Origin of the sequence: Streptomyces sp. NPDC093795, assembly GCF_044764665.1 — a bacterium.
GTDB lineage: Bacteria > Actinomycetota > Actinomycetes > Streptomycetales > Streptomycetaceae > Streptomyces.
On record NZ_JBIWIO010000014.1, the window covers coordinates 165,006 to 191,408 of the forward strand.

Here is a 26,403-nt window from a genome sequence, read left to right on the forward strand (position 1 = left end):
AAGCGAGGAACGGTCATGACCACTACGGTCCAGGCACCCACCCGGGTGCCGCAGCCGACGCCGCCGGACGCGTCCGGCGAGCCGCGCGGACGACGCCTGCTGTTCGGCTTCTGGGCCGTCGTGCTGGTGGCGTTCATCGCCGTGTCACCCGGCAGGATGACGTTCGAGACCAAACTCGGCGTCGCCCTCGACCCCTGGCGCTTCCTCGGCGATCTCGGTTCGCTGTGGAACGGGAACGTCGGCCTCGGCGGCATAGCCAACCAGTACGTCGGCTACGCCTTCCCCGCACTTCCCTACTACGCGCTCATGGACCTGGTGCAGGTGCCGGTCTGGCTGGCCGAACGGCTCTGGCTCTCGGTCATCGTGACCGCCGCCTTCTGGGGCGCGCTCAGGCTCGCCGAGCGGCTGCGCGTGGGCACGCCCGCGTCCCGCGTCCTCGGCGCCCTGGTCTACGCCCTGTGGCCCACCTTCACGATCGTCATCGGATCGACCTCCGCCGCCGCGCTGCCCGGCGCCCTGCTGCCCTGGGTGCTGCTGCCGCTGACCTCCGCCGAGCTGAGCCCCCGGAAGGCCGCCGCCCGCTCGGCCCTGCTGATCCCCTTCATGGGGGGCGTGAACGCCGCCTCGACGCTGGCCGCGCTGCTGCCCGTCGGCCTGTACCTCCTCAGCCGCCCGCCCGGCCGGCGCCGGCGCGCGCTGCTGGCCTGGTGGATACCGGGCGTCGTCCTCGCCACCGTGTGGTGGGTGGTGCCGCTGCTCCTGCTCGGTATGTACGGCGAGAACTTCATGCCGTACGTCGAGCAGGCCGACACCACCACCGCCACCATGTCCGCGACCGAGCTGCTGCGCGGCGCCGGCAACTGGGTGGCCTATCTGAACTTCGGGGAGGCGTGGCTGCCGGCCGGCTGGACCGTCGCGACCTCCGTCATCGCCGTGCTCGGTTCGGCGTTCGCCGCGGCCCTCGGCCTGGCCGGCCTGGCCCGGCGGGACCTGCCGGAGCGCCGCTGGCTGCTGCTGACCGTCCTCGCCGTCGTCCTGATCGCGCTCGCCGGATACGGCGGAGCCTTCGGCGGACCGTTCCACGGCGCCGTCCAGGACTGGCTGAACGGGCCGCTGAAGCCGTTCCGCAACATCTACAAGTTCCAGCCGGGACTTGCCCTCGCGCTCGTCCTCGGACTGACCCATCTGACAGCCGTGCTGTCCGCGAACAGAGGTTCGCGCGCCCTCCGCGCCTTCCACGGCCGCCGCTGGGTGCCCGCGACCGCGGCGGTCCTCGTACTGCCCGGTCTCGCGCTCCCGTACGTCAACGGCTCGATCCTCCAGCCCGGGGCGTTCACCAAGCTGCCCACCCACTGGGAGAAGGCCGCCGGCTGGCTCAAGGACAACGCCCCCGACAGCCGGGCACTCGTCGTCCCGGCGACCGCGCACGGCATCTACACCTGGGGTTCCCCGATCGACCAGCCCTTCGACGTGCTGGCCGAGACCCCTTGGGCGCAGCGGGACTTCGTCCCCTTCGGCACTCCCGGAGCACGCCGTATGACGGACGCCGTCGAGCAGGCGCTGCTGTCCGGCGCCGAGGTTCCGGGCCTTCGCGAGTACCTCGCACGGGCCGGCATGCACGAGGTCGTCGTACGCAACGACCTCGACCCCGACCAGATCGGCTACGTCCCGCCGCAGACGGTGAAGCGGACCCTGGAGTCGTCCGGCTACCGCAAGGTCACCGGGTTCGGCCCGCTGATGACCGGTGGACGCATCGCCGCCGACACCCCGCTCCAGGTGCAGGGGCTCTACGCCCGGCTCCAGGCCGTGGAGATCTACCAGCCGCAGGACCAGGGCGGGCGGCCCGGCAGGGTCGGTGTCTCCGCCGTGGCCGACACGGCCGTGGTCAGCGGCGGACCCGAGGCGCTGCTCCAGCTGTCCGCCGATCCCTCGATGGCCGGGCGACCGGCCGTACTGGCCGGGGACAGGCTTCCCAAGGGCGTCCTCGCACCGGTGAAGGCGGTCGCGGACGGGCTGCGCCGAGCCGACACCCGGTTCGGCCTCGTCAACAACAACACTTCGTACACCTACACCGCGGACGAGCGGAACCACTCCGGCAGCATGCAGAACCCGGGCGAGGAGCCCAAGCAGATCCTGCCGTCGGAGGGCACCGAACACCAGACGACGGCGGTGCTGCGCGGCGCCGAGTCCGTGACGGCCTCCAGCAGCGGCAACTGGCTGTTCCACCTGCCGCAGCACGACCCGGTGAACGCCTTCGACGGCAACCCGGACACCGCGTGGGCCGAGGGCACCCTGGGCAAGCCGGTCGGACAGTGGCTCCGGGTGGCCTTCTCCCGGCCGACCGACATCCCGGCCTCGCTCCAGCTGACGCCCCTGCCGGGCGACGCCATGCGCGCGGCTCCCACGCAGGTGCGGATCGAGACCGACCGTGGTTCGGCCGACAGCCCCCTGCAGACGAACGGCCTGCCGCAGACCGTCAAGGCTCCCGCCGGCGAGGCCTCCTGGATGAAGATCACCGTCCTCGCCGCGCAGCAGGCGCGCCCGAGCCTCTCCGGGGCCGGATTCTCCGAGGTGTCGATCCCGGGCGTGCAGGTGACGCGCATGCTGGTGCTGCCCGCCGACGCGGAGCAGACCGACGCGGCGGCGACCGTGTACTCCCTGCACCGCGGTACGGACGCGGGCGGCCTGTCGCCCGCGTCGGCCGAGGTGGGACTGCACCGGCAGTTCAGCACCAAGGAGTCGGGCGAGTACCAGGTGTCGGCGCGGGCCGTCGCCGTGCCCGGCGGCGCGCTGGACGAACTGCTCGACCGTACGGCCCCCGGATCGAAGAACCGGCTGACGGCCGCCGTGGACTCCACCAGCCGCAACGGCACGTCGCTCGGCGCCCGCAACCTGGTCGACGGTGATCTGACGACCGCCTGGATCGCGGGCGACCGGCCGGCCGTCCACCTGAGCTGGCCCGGGATGAAGAAGATCGACGAGGTCATCCTCGCGCCGGCGGGCGGGGTGTCCACCCGGCCCGAGCAGGTGATGATCAGCTCCCCGCACGGTGCCGCGGTGGCCGACGTGGACGAGAACGGGCGGGTCCGGTTCCCGGAGATCGAGACGAACCGGCTCGACATCACCATCACCAGGGTCGCGCCGCTCACCGTCCACAACCCGGTGGCGAACGCGCAGGTGCAGCTCCCTGTCGGGCTGAGCGAGGTACACGTCCCCGCCCTGGCCGATCTGCGAGTGCCGCGGCCGAAGCCGTCCGCGCGCTTCTCCCTGCCGTGCGGCGAGGGCCCCGACCTCGCCGTGGGCGGTGTCCTGCACAAGACGAAGGCCTCCGGACTCGTCCGGGACCTCACGGAGCGGCGCCCCGTCACCGTCACCCTGTGCGCGGGCGAGGAGGAGGACGGCACCCTGGAGCTTCCGTCCGGCGACCACGAGGTGGAGGCGGACGACGCCGGCCCGCTGACGATCACCGACGTCACCCTGACCCGCGGCACCCCGCGGGCACTGGAGGGAGCGGCGGGGCGTGAGGCCACCGTCACCAGGTGGGCCGACGACAGCCGGACCGTCTCGGTGTCGGCGGGCGCCGCCGAGGCCGCCTACCTGCGGACCTACGAGAACGCCAACGACGGCTGGACGGCCACCCTCGACGGCACGGAGCTCGAGTCGGTGCGCCTCGACGGCTGGCAGCAGGCCTGGGTGATCCCGGCCGGGGCGTCCGGCACGGTGACCATGGAGTTCGAGCCCTCCGGTTCGTACCGAGCGGCCCTGATCGGCGGCGCGTTCGCGCTGGTCGTACTGGCCGCCCTGGCCTTCCTGGGCCGCCGTCGCGACGACGGTGGCACCGCCGACGAGAAGCTGCCCGAACCGGCGGCCCCGGGGATGCTGCTCGGAACGCTCGCGCTGACCGCGGTCGTCGCGGTGGCGGCGGGGCCGTGGGCCCTGATCGTGCCCGTACTCGCCGTGGCGGCGCGGTTCCGGCCGGGCGTGCTGGTGCCGACAGCGGCGGCGGCGATGGCCGGCGCCGGGCTCGTCGCGGCCCTCGGCGCCGGGGAGCCGGTCGCCGACGGGGAAGGCGCGTTCAGCGGTCTGGCGCAGGTGCTCACGCTGGTGGCCCTGTCCGCCGCCCTGGTGACGGCGGTGAGGCCGACGGCCGCGGCCGCCGGGCGCGGGGGCGACGACGGGGGTGAAGGCGGCGGCGGACGAGAAGGCGACGACGGTTCCGCCGCGCCGGAGGCCGGACCGGTGGTCACGGCCAGGCCGCGCAGCACCGGCGACGGGCACCGGCCCGAGCAGCCCCTCTGGCGGCCGGAGAGCGGTGGCCCTTCGTGACCGAGCCGTGGACCGCCGTCGGGAGGGGTACCTCCACCCCTCCCGGCGCGGTCCGGATTCCCTTTCCGACCGTCGACGAGGTGTCACGGCACTGCCTCAGTGACGACGAGCCGGAGAGCGTACACATGGAGGTCCATCTGCCCGGGCGGCTGGACCCGGTACGGCTCCGGGCCGCGTTCCGGCGGGCGCTCCTGGCCCACCCCCGGGTGCTGGCACGGGAAGTACCCGGGCGTCGGCACCGGCGGTCCTTCGCGTGGGAGCTGACCGGGCGACCGGACAGCGATCCGGTGACCTTCGTCGGGTGCGGACCCGAGGCCCTGGCGCGGGCTCGGGCCCGCGCCCTGGCGCAATGCCCCTCGCTCGCCCTGTCGCCGCCGATGCGCCTGGAAGTCGTGGAGGTGGACGGGGAAACCGGGGAAGGGGCCGGGACCGTGCTGCTGCTGACGATGCATCACACGGCCCTCGACGCCGGGTCGGGGCTGCGGGTGCTCGCCACGACCGCCGAACAGTACGGCGGCACGGCGGCCCTCCCCGTACCCGAGCGGGTACGGCCAGGGCGCCCGGGTCCGGCTCCGAGCGGGACCGGCCGCACCCTACGGACGCGACCCGTACGGGTCGCGCCGGACTCCCGCCCCGGGCCGGTACGCGCCCGCGCCGTGGGCAACGGCATGGTGCAGGCGGACCTGCCCGTTCCGAGCCGTGCGGCGCGGGACGGAGACCTCCCGTCCTGGACCGTCAACGACCAACTCCTTGTCGCCGCGTCCCTGACGGTAGGCCGCTGGAACGCCTCGCGAGGCCGGCCGGCCGGTCCGGTACGGATCACGATGCCCGTGGACGACCGTCCGCGCGGCACGGAGATGCCGATGGGCAACGGGACCCGGCTCGTCGAGGTGGCCATGACCCCCGACGGCCCGCGCGACACGGAGCTGCTGCTCCGTGAGCGGCCGGACCCGGAGGCCGTGGCCCGGCTGCTGCGCACCACCGCCCGGCGCACCCGCGCGCTGAAGTCGGCCCAGGGCGCCCCCATGGGCGCCGGGGCGAACCTGCTGACCGCACCGCTGCTGCCGGTCGGTGTCCGGGGCGTGCTCACCCGTGCTGCACGGCGGGCGGCGGCGTCCCGGACGTCGACGGTGCTGGTCACCAACATCGGACGCGTGCCGTACGCGCTGGACTTCGGCGACGCCGGCCGGGCGACGGCCGTGTGGTTCTCCGCACCGGCGCGGATGCCGCGCGGGCTGAGCGTGGCGGCGGCGTCCACCGGCGGGCGACTGCATGTGACGCTGCGCTGGTCGCGGGCGCTGCTCGGTGACGCGGCCGGGGCGGAACTGGCGGACGTGTTCGCGGAGTCGCTGTCGACGACGTCTCTCACCCCGGCCGGGGACGCCTCGGCGACTGGATCCCACTCCGCTCAGGACGCCCAGAACACCCAGAACACCCAGAACACCCAGAGCAACCGGAACAACCAGAACAACCCGGACAACCCCAAGAGGCCGTCATGACCCGCTCAGCCACCGGCTCGGCAGAAACCGGTGCGGAAACCGGTGCAGAATCCGGCTCGGCAGGAACCGGCTCGGCAGAAACCGGCAAGTCGCCCGAGGCGCCGGTGACTTCGCCGGGCGTACGCGTCCCCGGGCTGCGGGACTTCTACGAGAACCCCACCGTTCCCGTCGCCTCCGGGGAGGCCCGGACCCTGCGGCAGGCCCGGATGCTGGCCGACGCGCTGGGCCCCGTCGGGCCCGGCCGCCCGGCCGCGACCGTGCTCGACGTGGGCTGCGGGGACGGCTCGGCGGGCGCGATCGCCGCCCGCGTACTCGACGGGCACCGCATCGTGGGGATCGACTGGTCGCAGGACGCCCTGCGCCGGGCGGCGCCGCGCCTGAGCCAGGTCGTCCGCGGCGAGCTGACCGGCAGCGGGCTGCCGTTCGCCTCCGGCAGCGCCGACGCCGTGCTGTTCAGCGAGGTCGTCGAGCACCTCGTCGACCCCGACAGCGCTCTCGACGAACTGCGCAGGGTCCTGCGACCCGGCGGACATCTCATGCTCTCGACGCCGAACCTCGCCGCCTGGTACAACCGCGCGCTGTTGCTCGCCGGAGTCCAGCCGGTGTTCTCCGAGGTGAGTCTGCGCGGTATCCACGGCAGACCGGGCAGCGAGGTCGTGGGCCACCTGCGGCTGTACACGGCGCGTGCGCTCCGCGAGTTCGTGGCGGCTTCCGGGTTCGAGGTGGTGAAGGTCGCGGGTGCGCCGTTCCACGGAGTCCCGCGCCCGCTCCGTCCGTTGGACCGGCTGGCTTGCGGGGTACCGTCGCTCGCCTCCATCCTCCTCGTGCATGCGAGAAGGGTGTAGCCCGTGGTGTGGGGTGTGGCCGCCGCACTGTTGGCGAACGTCCTGTACAGCACCGGCTTCGTCCTGGAGAAGCGGGCGCTGGCCGGCATGCCGCCGCTGAGTGCCGCACGGCCGGGCCAGGCCCTCCTCCTGCTGGCCGGCCGACCGCTGTGGATCTGCGGGGCCGTGGCCCTTGCCCTGGGGTTCGCCGCGCAGCTGGCGGTCTACCGCACCCTGCCGATCGCCGCCGCCCAAGGCCTGTTCCTGTCCGGTCTCGTCCTCCTGCTCGTGCTCTCGTCGGTGGTGCTCGGCGAGCGCCCCTCCGGCCGCGAGCGGCGCGCGGTGGCGGTCATCGGCCTGGCGCTCGTGATGGTGGTGGCCTCGCTGTACGAGACCAGCGAGGAGATCAGCCGTACCGCTCCCACGGGCATCCTGCTCGCACTGTGCCTGCCGACCCTCGTGGCCGGTCTCGTGCTCTACGCCGCCGCCGAGCGGCGCGCCGGGCGACGCCATCGGCAGCCGACCACGGGAGTGGCCTACGCCGTCGCGGTCGGCCTGATCTACGGCGTCAGCTCGCTCGCCATCAAGGGCGTCTCCGGGCATCTGGACACCTCGGACCTCCTGGGCTCCGTGCCCGGACTGCTCGCCTCGCCGTACCCGTACCTTCTGCTGCTGACAGGGGTCAGCGGCCTTGTGCTGTCGCAGACCGCCCTGCAGCGCTGCCGTGCGTCGCTGATCGTCCCGGTGTGCTCGACGGTGAGCTGTGTGTTCTCCATCGTGAGCGGCACGATCGCGTTCGACGAGCCGCTGCCCGAGGACCCGCTGCGGCTGTTACTGCGTCTCGGCGGCACCGTGCTCGCACTGACGGTCCTGCTCACCCTGCCGCGACACGAAGCGAACACCCCCACCTCCGAAGGAACCCGATCATGAAGCCAGACAGCCCGCTGCTGAAGATCCTCGCCTGCCCGCTCGACAAGGGCCCGTTGCTCCTCGACGAGGCAGGGGGCGCCCTCTACAACCCGCGCCTGCACCGCCGTTACCCGATCGTCGACGGCATCCCGCAACTCCTGCCCTCCTCGGGTGTGCCCGCGGTCGCGGAGGGTCCTGCGTCGCGGAGTGAAGAGCCGATGACGTGACGAGACGGACGGCAGAACGGCCGTACGTCAGCCGGCCGGCAGGATCTCCACGCCGAGCGCCGTGAGTTGCTCGACGCGCGCGTCCCGGGGGCCGGCGTCGGTGATCAGCCCGCTGACCTTCTCCCAGGGCAGGACACGGAACCGCGAAGCCGTGCCGATCTTCTCCGAGGAGGCCAGGACGTAGGTGTCCGCCGCCCGCGCCGACAAGGCGCGCTTCATCGCCGCCTCTTCGGCGTCTCCGGTGGTCAGTCCCAACTCGGGGTGCACGCCGGTGACGCCGAGGAGGCAGAGGTCGGCGGACACGTTCTGGGCCGCCTCGACCGCGGCGGCGCCACAGGCGACCGCCGAGTGCTTGAAGACGCGCCCCCCGAGGAGGAAGAGCTCCGCCTGCGGATGGTCGAGCAGGGCCGCGGCGATCGTCGGGCTGTGGGTGATCACCGTGCAGGCGAGATCCCGCGGAAGTGCCCGGGCGACGGCGAGGGCGGTGGTACCACCGTCGAGGATCAGCGCACCGCCCGGACGCACCAGCCCCGCGGCCACCGCGGCGACCTTCCGCTTGCCGTCCGGGGCCACGGTCTGCCGGGTGGCGTAGTCGACCACGGCCGGTGAGACGGGCAGCGCGCCGCCGTAGACCCGTTGGCACAGTCCCTCCGAGGCGAGATCCCGCAGATCGCGCCGCACGCTGTCCTCGGAGATGCCCAGCGAGGCGGCGACGTCCTTGGCGACGATCTTCCCCTCGCGGGCCAGTAGACCGAGCAGGTGGGCACGTCGTTCAGCAGCCAGCATTTGCGTTCTCTCCTCTTCTTGCACGTTTCTGCATGTGCCGTAGCGCTTCGTTGACCGCCGACACGCTGCTGCGTCCTGCTCACCCGCCAGTTCCGCTACCCGGCCTGCGTCAACGAACACTTCGACGGCATGCTCGTCGAGGCGGCCGGCGAGGCTGCCGTTCGTCGAGGCCCTCGCGATGACCCGCGACGGACGTTTCCGTCAGGGCCGGTTTCCGTCTGATCCGGTTTCCGTCGGAGCCGACGTTCGTTGTCCGGTCCGTGGGGTGATCGTGCGTGACACCCGGCTTCTCCCTCGGAAGGCAGGACATGGCCACACGTAGAGGCTTTCTCGGCGGCGCCACCGCGGCCGGTGCCGTGACGATCCTCGGGGCCGGCCCGGCGCCGGCCGTGGACGCGTCCCAGCCCACGCTCGTCGACCCGGTGCTTCAGGAGAGGGTAGCCCGCGACGCGATCCTCGCCGCGAACAGCGGTATGCGCTCCCACTACGCGGTGCTGAAGGCCGACCTGATCAAGCACCTCGGCCCCGTCGTCGTCGTGCAGAACGACGCCAAGGGCGGCCGGTTCACCCTCGTCCACGAGGGCGCGCGGGAGTCCGTGCACCCGGTCGCCGAGATCTTCGAACTGGCGAAGTCGATCAGTCATGTGCCGCTCGGTGTCTTCGCGATCATCGCGCCCTACCTGAGCGACAAGGTCCCGAACCTCCCCAACGGCCACCGCATCGATCCGCACGACCTGCGGATGGTCGCCTTCAAGGAGGCCGGCGGAACCGGCTGGATCGCGCCGCTTCAGGCGTACGCCGACACCCTCCTCGCCGCACGCCGGCAGCTTCCGAAGGCCAATATCCCTACAGAAATGGTCACTTCGTGCACGAAGGTGATCGACGGAGCGCTCGCGTTCATCGACGCCTCCGTGGCGGCCGGGTCCTTCGACATCAAGTCCTTCGGGGACTTCTCGGGCAGTGTGTACGCCCCCATCCGCACCAACATGAAGCACGCGGCCCACGCCCAGATCGCCGGCGTGGAGGGCCTCATGCGGCGCTGGCGGGCCAGGGTCGGCGAGGAGGCCTGGAAGGACCTGTACACCGTCGTCCTGTCCCAGTGGGCGACGTCCGTGCTCAACCAGAACTCGATCATCATCAGGCCGTGCATGAACCCGGCGAAGGTCGCCACCCACCTCATCGACCTGCCGGCCGCCGAGCCACCCTCGGACCCGGTCCACGTGGCTCTGGACAACCTCGCCCGGATCGTGCAGGACAACATCGCGGCCGAGATGGTCTTCCCCGCGGACACGGTGCTCGCCGACGCGCTCAAGGGGCCGCAGGACCTCCTCTCCGACGAGATCCTGGACCAGCTCGGCGGCGGTGCGGCGGCCGACGGAGCGGCCTCCGTCTCCGCCCCTGTCGCGAGCGAGGAGGCCTGCCCCTTTCACGTCCGGGCGCGGTGACCGTCCTCGGCGAGGAACCAGGAGGGTTACGGCTCCGAGGTTCCGGCCGGCGGTCGCGGCGCGCCCGTCAGCCGGTCCAGGGCTGCGGCGACGCTCACGGGCGCCGTCCCCGTGAGGGTGCCGACGAGCGCCTGGGCGAGGACGGTCGCCGTGCCGATCCGCGTGTCCTCCCGCTCGTCGCCCGTGACCTGCCCGATCACCGCGTCCCGTACGGCCGTTGAGATCTCGGAGTCTCCGAAGAGATCCGGGAACGACAGGGCCATCATGCACACGCCCACATTGGCGGAGAGGATCGACCGACCCGCGAGTTCGGGGGTCGTCCGCAGCCGTCCGGCGTCGCGGCAGCGCTCGACGGCCTTCAGGAGAATCGCCTGCGCCTCCTTGATGGCCTGCGGCTTGGCGTCGCCCGTGGGCGTGAACATCAGGCGGTAGAGGTACGGGTTGCGGAGCGCGAACGCGACGTGGCTGTCCCAGGCCGTCCGCAGGTCCGCCACCGGGTCGTCGGTGAGCGGGTTCCGCCGCTTGGCGGCGAGGAAGCGCTCGAAACCGATGTCGGCGACCGCCGTGAGCAGCCCCTGCTTGTCGCCGAACTGACGGTAGATCTCGGGCATGCCGACCTTCGCCCGGTCGCAGATGGCGCGGGTGGAGATCGCCAGCGCGTCCTTGGTGGCGAGAAGTTCCTCGGTGGCTTCCAGGATGCGCTCTCGGGCCGTCGACATGCCTCTCACGATAACAGCGCTAACAGTCCTGACCTGGGCGACCGCCCATGTTGTAATCGTTGATTACGAACTGTGTTAGCGTCGCATACGTTCGGGGCGCCGCGCCCCCTTGCCGAAAGGAACCGCCATGACCGCGTCCACCGCGTCCACCACCCTCCGCGAGGTGATCGGCCTTCCCCAGGAGCTGCCGCGCCTGAGCGAGTCGGCCCTGATCTTGATCGACTTCCAGAACACCTACCGCGGCGGAGTCATGCTGCTCGACGAGGCCGAGAGGGCCGTCGCCGCCGGTGCGCGCCTGCTCGCCGCCGCCCGCGCCGCCGGTGCCCCCGTCGTCCACGTCGTCAACGACGGCGGCGAGGGCACTCCGTACGACATCCGCGCGGAGATCGGCGCGATCAGCGACGAAGTCGCCCCGATCGAGGGCGAGAAGGTGGTCGTCAAGCAGTTCCCCAACGCCTTCCACGCCACGGACCTCGAAGAGACCCTGAAGGACCTCGGCGTCGGCGGAGACCTGGTCATCGCCGGGTTCATGACGCACATGTGCGTCCTCTTCACCGCACAGGGCGCCTTCAACCTCGGCTACCGTCCGACCGTGGTCGCCGAGGCCACCGCGACCCGGCCCCTGGAGGCGCCGGACGGCACCGTCCTGCCGTCGGCCGCGCTGCAGGCGGCGAGCCTGACGACGGTCGCGGACCTGTTCGGCACGGTGGCCCGTACGGTCGACGAGCTCGTCGCCCTGACACCGGCCGGCTGACCCGCACCGGAACAGACGCCCCCGCCCCCGACGCCGGCCGGCTGACCCGCACCAGCACAGCCGTCCCCGCCCCCCGACACCGGGAGTTCACCCGAGGTGTACCGGAAGACCGCCTGGTGATCGGTTGCGGGTCGTCCGACTCGGCGGTAATGGCCGTCGGCCCGTGACGCAGCACCCCGGGCGTTCCCGTTCCGTGCGCCCCCTGGAGGACGTGTGCCCCCCGCCGCCGAGACCGTGCTCGACGAGGTCGACGGCGAGGAGGAGGCGGGCGGGCGCCCCCTCCGGACCGGCGCCCCGGCACGCGGCCTGCGCGCCCCGGCCGTCGCCGGGCCGCTCTCCGCCGCCCTGCTCACCGCCGTACTGCTCTGCCTCGCGACCCGGCTCTCCCGCAGCTACCCGTTCGGTCCCGTGACCAGGAACGTCGTCGACCTCGGCCAGCAGTACCTGCCGTTCCACGCGTACTGGCGCTCCTTCCTGCTCGGCGAGACGGACGGGGACGCCTTCCTCAACTGGAGCTCCGGCTTCGGCTCCAACTTCCTCGGTGACATCGGCACGTACCTGAGCAGCCCCTTCGACCTGCTCGTCGTGCTCTTCCCCGCCGACCACATCGAACTCGCCCTGTACGTCGTCACCGCCGCCAAGATCACGGCGGCGGGGGCGGCGATGGCGCTGCTGCTCCTCCGGCTGCGCCCCGGGCCCTGGCCGGTCGCCGCCGTCCTCGGCACCGCGTACGCCCTGTCCGGCTGGACCTTCAACCTCGGCGCGTCCGTCCCGATGTGGCTCGACGGGCTCGTCGCCTTCCCGCTGCTCTGCCTGGTCGGGGAGTGGGCCCGCACCGGGCGCCGCCCCGTCCTCGGCCCCCTCGTCGTCGCGCTGGCCTGGATCGCCAACTTCTACACCGCGTACATGGCCACCCTCGGCGCCGCCGTCGTCCTCGTCGTACGGCTGCTCACCGCAGAGGAGACCGCCTCCACCCGGCAGCGCCTCGCCGGCGCGCTCCGCGCCGCACGTGGGGTCCTCATCGGCATCGGGCTCGCCGCGCCGCTCGTCGTGGTGGTCTTCCTCGGCACGAAGGTCGCCGACCCCACCCCGGAGACCACCTTCACGGCCGCCGCCTGGACGGACGTCCTCGCCCGGTTCCTGCCCGCCACCGCGAGCGTGGCCAGCCCCGCCCTCTTCATCGGCACGCCCGCGCTCGCCCTCGCCCTCACCCTGCCGTTCAACCGGGCCGTCGCCCCGCGCGTGCGTGCCGCATGGTCGGCCGCGATCGTCCTGGTGACGCTCTCCCTCCAGTGGGAGCCGACCCATCTCCTCTGGCACGCCGGAGCCTCACCCAACGGCGGTCCGTACCGCCAGACCTTCGTGCTCTGCGGCCTGCTGCTGATCGGCGCCTGGTTCTCGGCCGCGCGCGGTGTGCCGCGCCCGAGCGCGCTCCTCGGGGGCGGCGCCCTGCTCGGACTCCTCGCCTGGGCGGCCCGGGGGAGCGTCGACATCGACCGGTGGACCTACCCCGCCTTCGGCGCGGCCGCGGCCCTGGCGCTCGCCGCCGTCCTCCTCGCTTCGCTGCCGAACGCACGCCGAACCACCGCGCGCGTACTGCCCGTTCTGGCCGTGGCCCTGTTCCTCGTCGCACAGGCGGGCGAGGCGGCCGTCACCGGGAAGCGGATCGAGGAACAGCAGCTCAGCAAGGTCGCCTGGTCCCCCCGGATCGGCCCCTGGCACACGTCCGTGGCCGACGAGGTGGCCCGCGCCGACGCCTGGCCCCGCTACCGTACGGACCCCGGAGAGGTCCCCGGCGGCAACGACGTGCTCATCACCGGCGGACAGGGGCCCGACTACTACAGCAGCCTCACCGCCGAGGTGACCTCCAGCACCCTGGCGTCCCTGGGCTTCGGCTACTACGCCAAGGGCCGGCATCCGGTCACCCTCGACAACCCGGTGACAGACGCCCTGTTCTCCGTCGGCACCCGGATCCGATCGCGGCCCACGGAGCCGGTGCGGCAGGACGCGGCGCCCCGCGCCACCGTCTCCGTCGCCACCACCCCCGTACCGCCGCTCGTCACCGTCCGTCCGCCGGGACGGCCGGCCGGCCACGCCGGGGACTCCGCCTTCGCGCGGCAGGAGCGCCTGCTCGGCGCCGAGGTGTACGAGCTGCCGCCCGCCGCCCGTACCGGACGCACCCTCACCGCCCGCTGCCCTGCGGGCTCCCAGGTCTGGTTCTGGGCGCCCGAGTACCGGGGCGCGGCGACCCTCGCGGGGGAGCGGCCCGTGCACTTCGAGGGCAAGCCGCCCGCCGTGCGCGCCCCCATGCGCGCCCTCGGCGCCGTGCCCTCGTCCGGAGAGGTACGGATCGAGCTGAGTCCCGAGAAGAAGCTGCGGCTGCCCCGTCAGCCGGTCGGCTGTCTGGTCCAGGACCGGCTCGACTCCGCCGTACGGGAGTTGACCGCGACCGGGGCCACGCGGGTACGGGCGACCGGCCACACCGTCACGGCCGAACTGCCCCCGGGCAGCACGGGCACCGCTGTGCTCGCGGCCCCCCGCATCTCCGGCTGGCGCTGCGCCGCCGGTGACGCGGAACCCGCGCCCGCGCGTGCGTACGAGGGGCTCGTCGCCGTCCCGCTCGACGGCCGGGCGACCACGGTCACCTGCTCCTTCCGGCCTCCGGGACTCCGCCTCGGCGGCGCCGCCGGCGCGGCCGCGCTCCTCGCCCTGGCGGTGACGGGGGTCCTGCACCGCCGAGCCCGCCGGCGGACCCCCCGGTGAGGCGGCCTCCACGCGGACCTTCACAGCGGCCTCCACGCCGGCCTGCACGGAGGCCTCCGCGCGGTCTTTCCACAGGGGACGACAAGAGTTCACCCGGAGTGCACGCGCGGATCGTTCGTCCGGAGAAGTGGAGCGTTACTGTGCCCGCCGTAGCGGCGTTTAATTGTTCGATTCAGTATGGGGATTCCGAGTGCCGAAACTGTCCGTCGTCGTACCGTTCCACAATGTCGGGCCATACGCGCCCGACACCCTGCGCAGTCTCGCGAACAACGCGGATCCGGAATTCGAGTTCCTGCTGATCGACGACTGCTCGACGGACGACACCCCGGAAATCCTCGACCGCTGGCGCGACCGTCTGCCCAACGCCACCGTCATCCGGCACGAGACGAATCTCGGCGTCGCCCAGGCGCGCAACACGGGAATCGACGCGGCCCGCGGGGACTACCTCACCTTCCTCGACGGAGACGACTGGTACGCGCCGGGCCACCTCGCCGCCACCGTGGCCGGGATGGACCGTCTGGGCTGCGATTTCGCCCGTACCGACCACGTCCTCTCCGAGGGCCGGAAAAGGCAGATCCGTTACGCCCCCGCCAAACGCCGCGACACGCTGATGGACCCCCGGGACGGAATCTCGCCCGCCAGCATGGTGACGATGGTGGACTATCCGTTCGTCCCCTTCGGGATGTACAGCGCGCGGCTCTTCGAAAACGGCGCCTCGCGTTTCGAGACCTCCCTGAGAACGGCCGAGGACCGGCTCTGGGTCTGGCGGCTCCACCTCAAGGCCCGGACCTTCGCGGCGCTTTCCCTGCACGGGGTCTTCTACCGGCGGGGCGTCACCACCTCGCTCACGCAGATCACCGACAACCGCCAGCTCGACTTCATCCCGTCGTACGACCTCCTGCTCGACGACGTATCCAGGGACGCGGAGGCGGAGCGGTTCCTGCCGAAGGCGGTCCGCACCTACTGCGCGATGATCGCCTTCCACATGGGCAAGGTCGGCACGTACGAGCCCGCCGTCGCCGAGCGGCTCCGCGCCGACGTGGCCGACGCGCTGCACCGGATGCCGCAGCACGTCCTCGACGAGACCCTGGCCACCATGGACACCCCCCGCAGCACCCTCCTCCGGAGCCTGCGCGACACCGTAAGGACCGCCTGACCCATGGCCCCCGACAAGGCCCCGGCCGCCGCCCGGACGGCGACTCCCGACACCGTCACCGACACCGGCACCGCCCCCGACTCCCGGCCGGTCCAGATCTTCCAGGTGTCCACCCTCTACGGCGCGGCCACCCTCGCCGCCTCCCTCGACGCCGGTCAGTTCGGCCCCCGCGAGGACGCCCGCCGCCTCCTGCTGATCTCGCGCAACGCCGAGATCCCGGAGACGGCGCTGCGCCTGGAGACCATGACCGGGTACGAGCGGATCGCCGCCCGCTTCGACGGCACCCTCGACTGGAACGAGACGATCCACCCGTACCACCCCGCCGCCTGGGCCCCCCGCCCCGAGGAGGCGCCGCTCTGGCAGCGCGTGCTGCGCACGGCGTGGGACCTGGGCACCGCCCCGGTGGAGCTGATCGTCGAATCCATCCAGGTCAACCCCGCGAAGGCGCTGGCCGGCACGTTCCCCGAGAGCGGCCTCCACGTCTACGCGGACGGCCTCATGAGCTACGGCCCGACCCGCAACGACCTCGCCCAGTCGATCGCCTGCCGCATCCGGCGGGTCCTCCACCTCGACCTGGTGCCGGGCCTGCGGCCCCTCCTCCTGAGCGAGTACGGCGTCGAGCCCGAACTCGTCCCCGACGACGCCTTCCGCGCGGTCCTCGCCGAGATCGCCGAGGAGGCGGCCGACGACCCGGACATCACCCGGGCCACGGCCGCCGAGCCCACGGCGCTCCTGCTCGGCCAGTACCTCGCCGCTCTCTCCCTGCTCACCGCGGAGGAGGAAGAGGAGCTCCACGTCCGGATGCTGCGCGGGGCGGTCGAGGCCGGGCACCGCTCGGTCGTCTTCAAGCCGCACCCGAGCGCGCCCGTCAGCTACTCGCAGGCGCTGTACGACGAGGCGGAACGGTCCGGCGCACGGCTCACCGTCCTCGACGGGCCCCTGCTCGCCGAGACCTTCTACGAGCGGTGCGCGCTCCGGCTCGTCGTCGGCTGCTTCTCCACGGCGATGTTCACCGCCGCCGTCTACTACGGCGTCCCCATCGCGCGCGTGGGCACGGCCGAGGTCCTCGAACGGCTCACCCCCTTCGAGAACAGCAACCGCATCCCGCTGACGGTCGTCGACCACCTGGTCGCGGACCTGGAGGGGGGCGAGGAGCCCGCCGTCCCCGGCCCCGCACCGGAGTCGATCACGCCCCTCGTCCGCGCCGTCGGCTACTGCATGCGGCACAAGAGCCACCCGGGGATGCGGGAGGAGACCACCGGCTACCTGGCCGCGCACCACGCCGATCCCGGCGTCGCGCACCACTTCCCCGCCGAACGGCTGACGCAGCTCGGACTTCCGGGCGGAACGGTGACCCCGCCGCCGCGGGCCGGCACGTCGTTCCGGTTCGGCCGGAGCCTCGTACGGTCCAGGCGCGGCTGACCGCGCCGCCGGGCCGGTCGCTCACCCCCTCGTCACCGGATCACCCCGCGGCGGCGGACCTGACCAGGGTGAAGACCGAGCCCTCCGGGTCCGTCACCAGGGCGAGCCGCCCCGCCGTGGCCTCGCGCGGCGGGCGCAGCACATGCCCGCCGAGCTCCACGACGAGCCGCGCGGCCGCGTCGGTGTCGGCGACCTCGAAGTACGTCATCCAGTGCGGGCCCCGGTCCCGGGGCAGCGCGTTGCCGACGCCGTGCAGGGAGGCCACCGGGAGCCCGTCAACGGAGAGCGTCGCGTAGTCCTCGTCGGTGGTCGCGACCGGCTCCATCTCGTAGCCGAAGACCGTCCGGTAGAACTTGCCGACCGACGTCTCGTACGTGAGGAGCTCGTTCCACACGGGCGTCCCGGGCGGCCCCGCCGTCGCCGTGCCGTGGTGCGCCTCCGCCTGCCAGACGCCGAAGACCGCGCCCGTCGGGTCGGAACAGATCGCGAGCCGGCCGGCCTCGCCCGCGTCCAGCGGGCCCACCGCCACGGTGCCGCCGCAGCCGCGGATGCTCTCGGCGGTCTCGTCGGCGTCGGCGGTGGCCAGATAGGGGGTCCAGGCGATCCGCAGATGCCGGTCCGGCGGCAGCTGGCCGATGCCCGCGACCTCCTTGCCGTCGAGCAGCGCGCGCACGTACGGGCCGAGCTGCTGCGGACCGGGTACGAACTCCCAGCCGAAGAGCGCGTGGTAGAACTCCAGCGTGGCGTCAAGCCCGTGCACCATCAGACTCACCCAGCACGGTGTACCGGGTGTGCGCCGAGTCGCCTCGGTCATCGTGACTCTCTCCTCGGACCGTCGTCGTGCCCGTGCCCCTGTCCGATGGTGACACCGACGGGGCCGTGGCGCGTCCCGGTCGCACCAACGAGTGGCGTGCCCCGCGGTGACGGACGTGGGGAGGACGCCGGGTTCGTCCTCCGCGGCCGTGCGGCTGCGCGAGGATGGCACCCATGAAGCCCATCATCTCCGCAAGCGAACTGCTGAGCGAGTCGGCCGGGGCCCGGCCGCCGGTCCTCCTCGACGTCCGCTGGACGCTGGGCGGCCCGCCCGGCCGTCCGGCGTACGAGTCCGGGCACCTGCCCGGCGCGGTCTACGTCGACCTCGACACCGAACTGGCGGGGCCGCCCGGCGACGGCGGACGGCACCCGCTGCCCGACCCGGAGGTCTTCGGGGCCGCGATGCGCCGTGCGGGTGTCTCGGCGGACATTCCGGTCGTCGTCTACGACGGAGGCCTCGGCTGGGCCGCCGCCCGCGCCTGGTGGCTGCTGCGCTGGGCGGGCCACCGGGACGTACGGGTCCTGGACGGGGGCCTCGGGGCCTGGGAGGGCGAGCTCACGGAGAAGGTCCCCGTCCCGGAGCCCGGGGACTTCCGGCCGGAGCCGGGCGCGCTCGGCCTGCTCGACGCCGACGGCGCGGCCGCGCACGCGCGCGCGGGGCTGCTCCTGGACGCGCGGGCGGCCGAGCGCTACCGGGGGGACGTGGAGCCGATCGACCGGGTGGGCGGTCACATCCCCGGCGCGGTCTCGGCCCCGACGACCGAGAACGTCGACACGGAGGGGCGTTTCCTGGGCGCCGACGCCCTGAGGGGCCGGTTCGCCGCCCTGGGCGCGGCGGAAGGGACCCCGGTCGCGGTCTACTGCGGCTCCGGTGTCTCCGGCGCCCACGAGGTCCTGGCCCTGGAGATCGCCGGCGTCCCCGCCGCCCTGTACGCGGGCTCCTGGTCGGAATGGTCGGCCGACCCCACCCGCCCGGTGGCCACGGGGCCCGACCCGCAGTAGCACGGCCGAGGACCGAAAGGGCCCGCACCGATCCGGCGCGGGCCCCTCCCCGTACAGCTGCGGCAGCCCGCCGTCAGTCCTGCTTCTTCCTCCGCGTGCCGAAGACGATCTCGTCCCAGCTGGGCACGGCCGCGCGGCGGCCCGGGCGGACGCCGTCCGCCTCGGCCTGGCGGTCCGTGGTGCCGGTGAGCCGGTCGCGGTGGCCCGAGACGGCGCGTGGCATCAGGACGTCGGCGTACGCGGAACCCGCGCCCGCCGAGGCGGCCGGGGCCGGCGGCTCCTCCGTACCGGCCTCGTCCGAGGGCTCCGAGTCCGGCTGCTCGGGTACGACCATGTCGCCGCGGAAGCTCGGTACGGCTTCGAGCAGGCTGGTCAGCGAGTCCCGCTCGTCCTCCGGCTCGACGGGCACGGGCGCCCGGTCCAGCTGGCGGTCCGACCGGTCGATCTGCCGGTCGAGGGCCCGGTCGAGCGGCCTGTCGCGGGGCAGCCGTGCGATGCGCGGCACGAAGGGGAAGCTCGGCTCCGGCGCGGCGGCGATCGTGTCGTCCGTCTCGCCGATCAGGGCACGGGCCTCGTCGTCCACCGCCTGGACGAGCCGCCGGGGCGGGTCGTACGTCCAGCTGGCCGTGTGGACCTCGCCCGCGACCCGGTAGACGAGCAGCACCTCCCAGGTGCCGTCGTCACGCCGCCAGGAGTCCCACTGCACGGTGTCCTTCTCGGCGCCGCGCAGCAGCAGCCGCTCCTGCACCGCCTCGCCGAGCTGCGGGCCGCTGTTCTCACCGGGCCTGCGGACCGGGGTCTTGCGGGCCCGCTCCGCCATGAAGGCACGCTCGGCGAGCACGGGGCCCTCGAAGCGGCGTACGCGGTCGACGGGGATCCCGGCCATCTGGGCGACCTCCTCCGCGGAGGCACCGGCTCGTATCCGAGCCTGGATGTCGCGGGGGCGGAGGTGGCTCTCCACCTCGATCTCGATCTGGCCGAGGCGCGCGCGGTCGTTGCGCACGGCGGCGCGGAGCCGCTCGTCGATCGGAAGTGTGTACTCCGTGCTGTCAGCAGCCTTCAGCACCAGTCGTGTGCCGTCGTTGGAGACGGCCACGACACGCAGTTCGGGCATGGGGACCTCCCGGGTGGTGCCTGCCGACGTCACGTGCGTCGCTGCTTCCGCTAGTCGAGTGTGGCCTGCCCGGGTGCAGCCTGCCACTACCTTGCCGAGTTGCCCGGCGTGTCGGGCGTGGACCCTGGAACGCCGTTATGACACGGTGACCTGTTGACTACCTGGAGTGACAGGCGGTCACTCTGTGCAGTCGGCTCCCGTGCGCTGTCGCGGCGCCGCCGGTTAGAGCGCCGTCTCCGGCTCCCTCCCCTTGATCCCGGGCACCCGTGAAGGCGTCCGGACCCAGGGTTCGTCAATGTACTCCATTCGGGCCACCGGGGTGGACCGGCGCGCCGCCCAACTTCTCGGGCGGTACGGGAGTTGAGTGTCCGTGATCTTCCCTCGTACGTGTCACTCTTCACAGAATCAGCAGAAACGGAACTATTCGCTTCGCCCATTTGTCCCTTCTGGGTGCAAGGTCAACGGAAAAGCCGTCAGGGGTCGGAGATGCGCCAGAGGCCGGAAGGCGACACGGAGGAACCGGAGGAGGAGAAGGAGGGCGGCAGGAGAAGGATCGATCTGAGCGTGGCTCAGGTCTCGGGCAGCGCGCTGGCCGCGGTCATCGCCGCCAAACTCGCCTCCACGCTCGGGGTGTACGGCACGATCGTGGGCGCCGGTGTGATCAGTGTCATCGCGACCTGCGGCGGCCCGCTCATCCAGCACCTCTTCCGGCGTACCGGTGAGCAGGTGCGCGACGCCACCGCCGCCGCCAAGCCGAAGGCCCGTCAGGTGCCGGTGGTGGCAGGCCGTCGGGACGACCGCACCCTGATGCTCGGCACGGTCCGGGCGCCCCTCCCGTACGACGAGGAGTTCGGCACGGCGACCACCCACGGCACGCGCGTGCGTGGCTGGAAGCGTCCCGCGATCGCCGCCGCGCTGGTCTTCGGCGTCACGATGGGCGGCATCACCACCTACGAACTGGTCTCCGGCCAGGACTTCAGCGGGACGCAGGGGACCACCACCTTCGGCTCCGTCGTACGCGGCGGCGGGAGCGCGGACCGGCAGGCGCCGCACGAGGAGAAGGACCCATCGCCGACTCCGTCCGGGTCTTCCGACGGCACCGGGAGCCCCGAGGACGGCGCCGGCAGCCCCTCGACGGGCAGCACCCCGGCCCCGGGCGATCAGGACACCGGCCGGACCGGCACCACGCCCCCCTCGCCGGAGCCGACCCCTTCCGGCTCCACCGGCGGCGGGTCGACGCCCACGCCGACCCCGACGGGGCCGACGGCAGAGCCGACGACGGAGCCGACCGCCCCGACCCGGGAACCGACCACCGGGACCGGAGAGCCGACGACGCCGCCGGCCCCGACGCCGGCCGCACCGGGAGCCGGAGCGGGAACGGGCGCAGAGGGAGCCGAGTGACTGTCAGTCGCCCAGTACCCGGCGCAGGTAGTCGTTGGCGAACAGCCGGTTCGGGTCGAGGCGGTCGCGCAGCGCCGTGAACTCGGCGAAGCGCGGATAGACCTCCGAGAAGTACGCGGCGTCCCGCGTGTGGATCTTGCCCCAGTGGGGGCGGCCGCCGTGCGCCGTCATGATGCGCTCCACCGCCGTGAAGTACGCGCGGTGGGGCGTTCCCTTGTAGAGGTGGACGGCGATGTACGCGGTCTCCCGCCCGGACGCCGTGGACAGCGTGATGTCGTCCGCCGGAGCCGTCCGCACCTCCACCGGGAAGCTCACCTTGAGCGGCGAGCGCTCGACCATCGCCCTGAGTTCGCGCAGCGCGGCGATCGCCGCCTCACGCGGAAGCGCGTACTCCATCTCCATGAAGCGCACCCGGCGCGGCGAGGTGAACACCTTGTACGGGATGTCGGTGTACGTACGGGCCGACAGGGCCCTGCTGGAGATCCTGGCGATCGAGGGGATGACCGGGGGCACCGCGCGGCCCAGCGAGCAGGCCACCTGGAACACCCCGTTGGAGAGGAACTCGTCCTCGATCCAGCCGCTGACCCGGCCGGGAGGAGCGGCGGGGCCCGCGCTGCGGTTGTTGCGCTTGGTGTTGCAGTTGTCCGTGTGGGGGAACCAGTAGAACTCGAAGTGCTCGTTCTCCGCGTGCAGCGCGTCGAACTCCGAGGTGACCCGGTCGAAGGTCATCGGCTCCTCGCGCGCGGTGAGCAGGAAGACGGGCTCCATCGCGAAGGTGATCGCCGTGACGACACCGAGGGCGCCGAGCCCGATCCGGGCCGCCGCGAAGACCTCGGGGTGCTCCTTCTCCGAGCAGGTCATCAGCTGCCCGTCCGCCGTCACGAGCTCCAGCTCGCGGATCTGCGCGGCGATCGAGGCCGAATCGCGGCCCGTGCCGTGCGTCCCCGTGGAGACGGCCCCGGCGACGGTCTGATCCATGATGTCGCCCATGTTCGTGAGCGACAGGCCCTCACGGGCCAGCGCCACGTTGAGCCGCTTGAGCGGGGTGCCCGACTCGACCGTGACGGTCATCGTGTCGCGGTCGATCCGCCGGATCCCGGTCAGCAGACCCGGCCGGATGAGGACGCCGTCCGTGGCCGCGATCGAGGTGAAGGAGTGGCCGGTGCCGACCGTCTTCACCCGCAGCCCGTCCTCGGCCGCCCGGCGCACCGCGTCGGCGAGCTCCTCGGCCGAGGCCGGGCTCACCTCCCGTACGGGCCGGGAGGTGACGTTCCCCGCCCAGTTACGCCACGGGCTGTTCGCCGTCCTGGTGCTCCCCGACCCCGCTGCTGTCGTCCCGCTCACGCTGCCCCTCCCGGTTCGGCGCCGGCCTGCGGAGCCGGCGGTGTCCGAGGAGACCCACCGCGACCGCGAGCGCGCCCGAGACGACGGGCACCACGTACCCCGCCTCGGCCCCCGACGCGTCGACCACCCAGCCGGCGGCCGAAGAGCCGAGCGCCACGCCGATCGCGAGCCCTGTACCCGTCCAGGTCATGCCCTCGGTCAGCTTGGTGCGCGGTACGTGCGCTTCGACGAGGGCCATGGTGGTCACCATCGTCGGTGCGATGGACAGGCCCGCGACAAAGAGCGCCACGGCCAGCAACGGCAGGTTCCCGGCCAGTAGGAGGGGGATCATACTCACGGCCATCGCGCAGATGCCCAGGAGCCAGCGGCGGGACGGGTCGCCCTTGAGGTGCAGCAGGCCGAACACGGCGCCGGCCAGACACGACCCCAGCGCGTAGACGGCCAGGACGAGACTCGCGGCGGCCTTGTGGCCCCGCTCCTCGGCGAAGGCCACGGTCACCACGTCCACCGAGCCGAAGATGGCGCCGGTGGCGACGAAGGCGAGGGCCAGGACCTGGAGCCCGGGGGAGCGGAGCGCGGAGACGCCCCGGGTGCCCTTCTGATGAGGGTGCGGGGCCGGCTCGGTGGCGCTCTGCGAGGTCAGCCAGAAGACGCCCACGGCGAGGAACGCCCCGGCGAACAGGGGGCCGGCCTCGGGGAACCACGCCGTCGACAGGCCGATGGAGATGATCGGGCCGAAGATGAAGCACACCTCGTCGACGATCGACTCCCAGGAGTACGCCGTGTGCAGGTGCCGTTCCTCGCCCCGGTAGATCGCCGCCCAGCGGGCCCGGGTCATGGCGCCGACGCTCGGCACGCAGCCGATGACCGCGGTGAAGACGAAGAGCGTCCAGTCGGGGGCCTGCTGCTGGACACAGAGCAGGAGTCCGGTGCCCGCCGCGAGCGAGACCAGGGTCACCGGGCGGAGCACCCGGCGCTGCCCGTGCCGGTCGACCAGGCGCGAGACCAGGGGGCCGAGGACGGCGGCGGACATCGCGAGCGTCGCCGCGAGCGCGCCGGCGAGGCCGTACCTGCCGGTGACCTGCGAGATCATGGTCACGATGCCGATGCCCATCATGGACAGGGGCATCCGGCCGAAGAATCCGGCGACCGAGAACGAGGCGGTGCCGGGCGCCTTGAAGATCGCGCGGTAGGGACTGGGCAAGAGGTTCTCCGGATCTCCGTGCTTCGGAGCTGGCTCCGCGCGACGACTCGACACGACTCAACACGTGTAATTAATAGCTAAAGCCTACGGTGTTGAAGTCGATGGGTCATCCCCCTTTTTCGGACGAACGCCCCCGGACGGGCCGCGCCGCTCGGTGTCAGCGGCGGGTGGGAGGATCGGTGCCATGTCCGATCAGCACGATCCCGCCCCGTACGACGCCCTGCTGCTGCTCTCGTTCGGCGGCCCCGAGGGCCCGGACGACGTGGTCCCGTTCCTGGAGAACGTGACCCGCGGCCGCGGCATCCCGAAGGAACGGCTCAAGGAAGTGGGGCAGCACTACTTCCTCTTCGGCGGCGTCTCCCCGATCAACGACCAGAACCGCGCGCTCCTGGACGCGCTGCGCGCGGACTTCGCCGCGGCAGGCCTCCAGGTGCCCGTCCACTGGGGGAACCGGAACTGGGCTCCGTACCTCACCGACACCCTCCGCGAGATGATCACCGACGGCCGGCGCCATATCGCCGTCCTCACCACCAGCGCGTACGCCTCCTACTCCGGCTGCCGCCAGTACCGCGAGAACCTCGCCGACGCGCTCGCCACCCTGGAAGCGGAAGGCCTCCCGCTGCCCCGGGTCGACAAGCTCCGGCACTATTTCAACCACCCCGGCTTCGTCGAGCCCATGGTCGAGGGCGTCCTCGCCTCCCTGGCCGAACTCGACCCCTCCGTACGCGACGGCGCGCACCTCGCCTTCACCACCCACTCCATCCCCGACTCCGCCGCCGACACCTCGGGACCCGTCACCGAGCACGGCGACGGCGGGGCCTACGTCCGGCAGCACCTCGACGTGGCACGGATGATCGTCGAGGCCGTGCGCGAGGCGACCGGCGTCGACCACCCCTGGGAGCTCGTCTACCAGTCCCGCAGCGGAGCCCCGCACATCCCGTGGCTTGAGCCGGACATCTGCGACCACCTGGAGGCGCTGCACGGCGCCGGGGCGCCCGCGGCCGTCATGGTCCCGATCGGCTTCGTCTCGGACCACATGGAGGTCCTCTACGACCTCGACACCGAGGCCACCGCCAAGGCCGCCGAACTCGGACTGCCGGTCCGGCGCTCGGCGACCGTCGGCGCCGACCCGCGCTTCGCCGCCGCCGTCCGCGAACTCCTCCTGGAGCGCGCCGCCCACGAGCGCGGCACCCGGGCCGAGCGGTGCGCCCTGGGCGCGCTCGGGCCCTCCCACGACCTGTGCCCGATCGGCTGCTGCCCGGCCAGGGCCGAGCGGCCCGCCGCGGCCGGCGCCGACAGCCCGTACGCCTGAGGAGACCCAGTGACCGACGTGAATGACGTGACCGACCCGCTCCTCCCCGAGCTGCTCGACCTCGCCCTCGAGGCGGCACGGCGGGCCGGAGCGCTGCTGCGTGACGGCAGGCCGGACGACCTGGCGGTGGCGATGACCAAGACGAGCCCCATCGACGTGGTCACCGAGATGGACATCGCCGCCGAGAAGCTGATCACCGGCTTCCTCGCCGAGCACCGCCCGCAGGACGGCTTCCTCGGCGAGGAGGGCGCCTCAAGCCCCGGCACCAGCGGGATCCGCTGGGTGATCGACCCGCTCGACGGCACCGTGAACTACCTCTACGGCCTGCCCACCTGGGCGGTCTCGATCGCCGCCGAACGCGACGGGGAGGCCGTCGTCGGCGTCGTCGACGCCCCGATGCGCGGCGAGACGTACCGAGCGGTCCTCGGCGGCGGCGCGTTCGCGGGGGACCGGCGCCTCGCCGTCCGCCTCTCGCCGATCCTCGACCACGCCCTGCTCGGTACCGGCTTCGCGTACGTGCAGTCCCGGCGCGCCCACCAGGCCGACGTCGCCCAGCGCGTGATCCCGCGCGTGCGTGACATCCGCCGGGGCGGCTCGGCCGCCATCGACCTCTGCGACGTGGCCGCCGGCCGCCTCGACGCGTACTACGAGCGCGGCCTCAACCCCTGGGACCTCGCGGCGGGCGCCCTGATCGCCCGCGAGGCCGGCGCGCTCACCGGTGGACGGCCGGGGGAGCCGGCGTCGGGCGAGCTGGCCCTGGCGGCCTCTCCGGGCCTTTTCCCGGAGCTCCAGGAACTCCTGGAGGAACTGGGCGCCTGGCACGACTAGGACGCGCCCGGACACGGTTCCGGACGCGCGAGGGCCCCGGTGCCGGGAAGGCGCCGGGGCCCTGCTCGTACGCGGGTCGAACGTGCGAACGGTGGTGGTCGGGTGGTCGGGTGGGGTGGTACGGGTCGCGCGGGCGTTACGGGTCGTGCGGGTCAGGCGAGTCGGTACGGGGCAGGCGGGTCGTACGGGCAGGCGGTCGGGCGGGTCGGTACGGGTCAGACGGTCGGCAGGGCGACCTCGACGCCGTGCTCGGCGGCCAGCCGGTGCAGGTCGTCCAGCTCCGCCTGCTCGACATCCGCCAGGTAGTCGTCGCCCGTCTCACGAGCCCGCGTGAGGTCCGTCTGCGTGGTCCTGATGCGGTGCAGCAGGCCTGCGGTGAAAGCGTCCATCGTGCGCCCCCTCGTCATGGGTCCGGTGGCACGGGGGTGTGCCGAGGGTGGGTGGATCACGCGCTGCGGTCTCCCGGGAGCGGAGAGCGGTAGGTGGCGCGCCACATACAGGGCGTGATCACGGGGTGTGCAGACGTCCTCCCCAGCCCTTTCCTCACAGAAACCT

21 protein-coding genes and 1 pseudogene are annotated in these 26,403 nt (G+C 72.8%); 15 read left to right on the forward strand and 7 right to left on the reverse strand.

Going from position 1 to position 26,403, the window contains the following annotated elements; translation table 11 throughout:
- Positions 1-15: 15 nt before the first annotated feature.
- The 5 genes from ACIRB7_RS31250 to ACIRB7_RS31270 all read left to right on the forward strand — a co-directional run bounded on the left by ACIRB7_RS31250 (position 16) and on the right by ACIRB7_RS31270 (position 7,785).
- Positions 16-4,326: an alpha-(1->3)-arabinofuranosyltransferase family protein gene (locus ACIRB7_RS31250; RefSeq protein ID WP_403605398.1), complete on the forward strand. Its 4,311-nt coding sequence runs from the start codon at positions 16-18 to the stop codon at positions 4,324-4,326.
- A gap of 125 nt (positions 4,327-4,451) precedes the next feature.
- Positions 4,452-5,825: a condensation protein gene (locus ACIRB7_RS31255; protein WP_403605401.1), complete on the forward strand. Its 1,374-nt coding sequence runs from the start codon at positions 4,452-4,454 to the stop codon at positions 5,823-5,825.
- Positions 5,822-6,670: a class I SAM-dependent methyltransferase gene (locus ACIRB7_RS31260; RefSeq protein ID WP_403605404.1), complete on the forward strand. Its 849-nt coding sequence runs from the start codon at positions 5,822-5,824 to the stop codon at positions 6,668-6,670. Before ACIRB7_RS31255 ends, ACIRB7_RS31260 begins: the two co-directional genes overlap by 4 nt.
- A gap of 3 nt (positions 6,671-6,673) precedes the next feature.
- Positions 6,674-7,579, forward strand: coding sequence for a DMT family transporter (locus ACIRB7_RS31265; protein WP_403605407.1), 906 nt, complete (start codon positions 6,674-6,676; stop codon positions 7,577-7,579).
- The gene (locus tag ACIRB7_RS31270) at positions 7,576-7,785 is read left to right on the forward strand and encodes a Trm112 family protein (protein ID WP_403605410.1); all 210 of its coding nucleotides are present in this window, start codon (positions 7,576-7,578) and stop codon (positions 7,783-7,785) included. Before ACIRB7_RS31265 ends, ACIRB7_RS31270 begins: the two co-directional genes overlap by 4 nt.
- A 27-nt stretch (positions 7,786-7,812) precedes the next feature.
- Here the strand turns inward: ACIRB7_RS31270 and ACIRB7_RS31275 are convergent, their stop codons facing one another.
- Positions 7,813-8,571, reverse strand: coding sequence for a DeoR/GlpR family DNA-binding transcription regulator (locus tag ACIRB7_RS31275; protein WP_403605413.1), 759 nt, complete (start codon positions 8,569-8,571; stop codon positions 7,813-7,815).
- A 72-nt stretch (positions 8,572-8,643) separates the two neighbouring features.
- Between ACIRB7_RS31275 and ACIRB7_RS31280 the strand changes: the two are divergent.
- A pseudogene (locus ACIRB7_RS31280) lies at positions 8,644-8,739 on the forward strand (GDP-mannose pyrophosphatase); the annotation flags it as partial.
- A gap of 140 nt (positions 8,740-8,879) precedes the next feature.
- Positions 8,880-10,016 carry a twin-arginine translocation signal domain-containing protein gene (locus ACIRB7_RS31285; RefSeq protein ID WP_403605416.1) on the forward strand — a complete coding sequence of 379 codons (1,137 nt, stop codon included), beginning with the start codon at positions 8,880-8,882 and terminating at the stop codon, positions 10,014-10,016.
- A 26-nt stretch (positions 10,017-10,042) separates the two neighbouring features.
- On the opposite strand, the gene ACIRB7_RS31290 is transcribed toward ACIRB7_RS31285, so the two are convergent.
- Entirely contained in the window at positions 10,043-10,735 is a 693-nt protein-coding gene (locus ACIRB7_RS31290; RefSeq protein WP_403605419.1) for a TetR/AcrR family transcriptional regulator, read from the reverse strand.
- Between the two features lie 127 nt (positions 10,736-10,862).
- Here ACIRB7_RS31290 and ACIRB7_RS31295 point away from each other — a divergent pair, with 127 nt between their 5' ends.
- From ACIRB7_RS31295 to ACIRB7_RS31310, 4 genes are all read left to right on the forward strand, one after another.
- The gene (locus tag ACIRB7_RS31295; protein WP_403605422.1) at positions 10,863-11,489 is read left to right on the forward strand and encodes an isochorismatase family protein; all 627 of its coding nucleotides are present in this window, start codon (positions 10,863-10,865) and stop codon (positions 11,487-11,489) included.
- 213 nt (positions 11,490-11,702) lie between these two features.
- Positions 11,703-14,252 (forward strand): YfhO family protein, encoded by a 2,550-nt coding sequence (locus ACIRB7_RS31300; RefSeq protein WP_403605425.1) that lies wholly within the window; start codon positions 11,703-11,705, stop codon positions 14,250-14,252.
- Positions 14,253-14,442: 190 nt separating this feature from the next.
- A complete protein-coding gene (locus ACIRB7_RS31305) occupies positions 14,443-15,408 on the forward strand; it encodes a glycosyltransferase family 2 protein (protein WP_403605428.1) in 966 nt (321 codons plus the stop codon).
- A gap of 3 nt (positions 15,409-15,411) precedes the next feature.
- A complete protein-coding gene (locus ACIRB7_RS31310) occupies positions 15,412-16,830 on the forward strand; it encodes a polysialyltransferase family glycosyltransferase (protein ID WP_403605431.1) in 1,419 nt (472 codons plus the stop codon).
- Positions 16,831-16,870: 40 nt separating this feature from the next.
- Here ACIRB7_RS31310 and ACIRB7_RS31315 read toward each other — a convergent pair whose 3' ends face one another.
- Positions 16,871-17,644, reverse strand: a complete 774-nt coding sequence (locus ACIRB7_RS31315) for a VOC family protein (RefSeq protein ID WP_403605434.1) — start codon at positions 17,642-17,644, stop codon at positions 16,871-16,873.
- Between the two features lie 173 nt (positions 17,645-17,817).
- Between ACIRB7_RS31315 and ACIRB7_RS31320 the strand changes: the two genes are divergently transcribed.
- Complete coding sequence (locus ACIRB7_RS31320; RefSeq protein WP_403605437.1) at positions 17,818-18,645, forward strand: sulfurtransferase; 828 nt, start codon at positions 17,818-17,820, stop codon at positions 18,643-18,645.
- Positions 18,646-18,718: 73 nt separating this feature from the next.
- Here ACIRB7_RS31320 and sepH read toward each other — a convergent pair whose 3' ends face one another.
- The gene (gene sepH / locus ACIRB7_RS31325) at positions 18,719-19,759 is read right to left on the reverse strand and encodes a septation protein SepH (RefSeq protein ID WP_403605440.1); all 1,041 of its coding nucleotides are present in this window, start codon (positions 19,757-19,759) and stop codon (positions 18,719-18,721) included.
- A 486-nt stretch (positions 19,760-20,245) separates the two neighbouring features.
- Here sepH and ACIRB7_RS31330 point away from each other — a divergent pair, with 486 nt between their 5' ends.
- Positions 20,246-21,160, forward strand: a complete 915-nt coding sequence (locus ACIRB7_RS31330) for a hypothetical protein (protein WP_403605443.1) — start codon at positions 20,246-20,248, stop codon at positions 21,158-21,160.
- A gap of 3 nt (positions 21,161-21,163) precedes the next feature.
- Here ACIRB7_RS31330 and ACIRB7_RS31335 read toward each other — a convergent pair whose 3' ends face one another.
- Together ACIRB7_RS31335 and ACIRB7_RS31340 are read right to left on the reverse strand one after the other, a co-directional pair.
- Positions 21,164-22,504, reverse strand: a complete 1,341-nt coding sequence (locus ACIRB7_RS31335; RefSeq protein ID WP_403605446.1) for a D-arabinono-1,4-lactone oxidase — start codon at positions 22,502-22,504, stop codon at positions 21,164-21,166.
- Positions 22,443-23,708: an MFS transporter gene (locus tag ACIRB7_RS31340; protein WP_403605449.1), complete on the reverse strand. Its 1,266-nt coding sequence runs from the start codon at positions 23,706-23,708 to the stop codon at positions 22,443-22,445. The genes ACIRB7_RS31335 and ACIRB7_RS31340 overlap by 62 nt, the downstream gene beginning before the upstream one ends.
- Before the next feature lie 184 nt (positions 23,709-23,892).
- On the opposite strand from ACIRB7_RS31340, the gene ACIRB7_RS31345 reads away from it, so the two are divergent.
- Positions 23,893-25,020: a ferrochelatase gene (locus tag ACIRB7_RS31345; RefSeq protein ID WP_403605452.1), complete on the forward strand. Its 1,128-nt coding sequence runs from the start codon at positions 23,893-23,895 to the stop codon at positions 25,018-25,020.
- Between the two features lie 27 nt (positions 25,021-25,047).
- Entirely contained in the window at positions 25,048-25,848 is an 801-nt protein-coding gene (locus tag ACIRB7_RS31350; protein ID WP_403605496.1) for an inositol monophosphatase family protein, read from the forward strand.
- Positions 25,849-26,063: 215 nt separating this feature from the next.
- On the opposite strand, the gene ACIRB7_RS31355 is transcribed toward ACIRB7_RS31350, so the two are convergent.
- Entirely contained in the window at positions 26,064-26,237 is a 174-nt protein-coding gene (locus tag ACIRB7_RS31355) for a hypothetical protein (RefSeq protein WP_403605455.1), read from the reverse strand.
- Between the last annotated feature and the right edge of the window lie 166 nt (positions 26,238-26,403).

Bases quoted from the DNA above. Each gene is read 5' to 3' on its own strand.
- ACIRB7_RS31315 (WP_403605434.1), bottom strand. From the start codon at position 17,644: ATGACCGAGGCGACTCGGCGCACACCCGGTACACCGTGCTGGGTGAGT.
- ACIRB7_RS31255 (WP_403605401.1), top strand. From the start codon at position 4,452: ATGGAGGTCCATCTGCCCGGGCGGCTGGACCCGGTACGGCTCCGGGCC.
- ACIRB7_RS31275 (WP_403605413.1), bottom strand. From the start codon at position 8,571: ATGCTGGCTGCTGAACGACGTGCCCACCTGCTCGGTCTACTGGCCCGC.
- ACIRB7_RS31355 (WP_403605455.1), bottom strand. From the start codon at position 26,237: ATGGACGCTTTCACCGCAGGCCTGCTGCACCGCATCAGGACCACGCAG.
- ACIRB7_RS31250 (WP_403605398.1), top strand. From the start codon at position 16: ATGACCACTACGGTCCAGGCACCCACCCGGGTGCCGCAGCCGACGCCG.
- ACIRB7_RS31320 (WP_403605437.1), top strand. From the start codon at position 17,818: ATGAAGCCCATCATCTCCGCAAGCGAACTGCTGAGCGAGTCGGCCGGG.
- ACIRB7_RS31285 (WP_403605416.1), top strand. From the start codon at position 8,880: ATGGCCACACGTAGAGGCTTTCTCGGCGGCGCCACCGCGGCCGGTGCC.
- sepH (WP_403605440.1), bottom strand. From the start codon at position 19,759: ATGCCCGAACTGCGTGTCGTGGCCGTCTCCAACGACGGCACACGACTG.
- ACIRB7_RS31270 (WP_403605410.1), top strand. From the start codon at position 7,576: ATGAAGCCAGACAGCCCGCTGCTGAAGATCCTCGCCTGCCCGCTCGAC.
- ACIRB7_RS31345 (WP_403605452.1), top strand. From the start codon at position 23,893: ATGTCCGATCAGCACGATCCCGCCCCGTACGACGCCCTGCTGCTGCTC.
- ACIRB7_RS31260 (WP_403605404.1), top strand. From the start codon at position 5,822: ATGACCCGCTCAGCCACCGGCTCGGCAGAAACCGGTGCGGAAACCGGT.
- ACIRB7_RS31330 (WP_403605443.1), top strand. From the start codon at position 20,246: ATGCGCCAGAGGCCGGAAGGCGACACGGAGGAACCGGAGGAGGAGAAG.
- ACIRB7_RS31290 (WP_403605419.1), bottom strand. From the start codon at position 10,735: ATGTCGACGGCCCGAGAGCGCATCCTGGAAGCCACCGAGGAACTTCTC.
- ACIRB7_RS31310 (WP_403605431.1), top strand. From the start codon at position 15,412: ATGGCCCCCGACAAGGCCCCGGCCGCCGCCCGGACGGCGACTCCCGAC.
- ACIRB7_RS31295 (WP_403605422.1), top strand. From the start codon at position 10,863: ATGACCGCGTCCACCGCGTCCACCACCCTCCGCGAGGTGATCGGCCTT.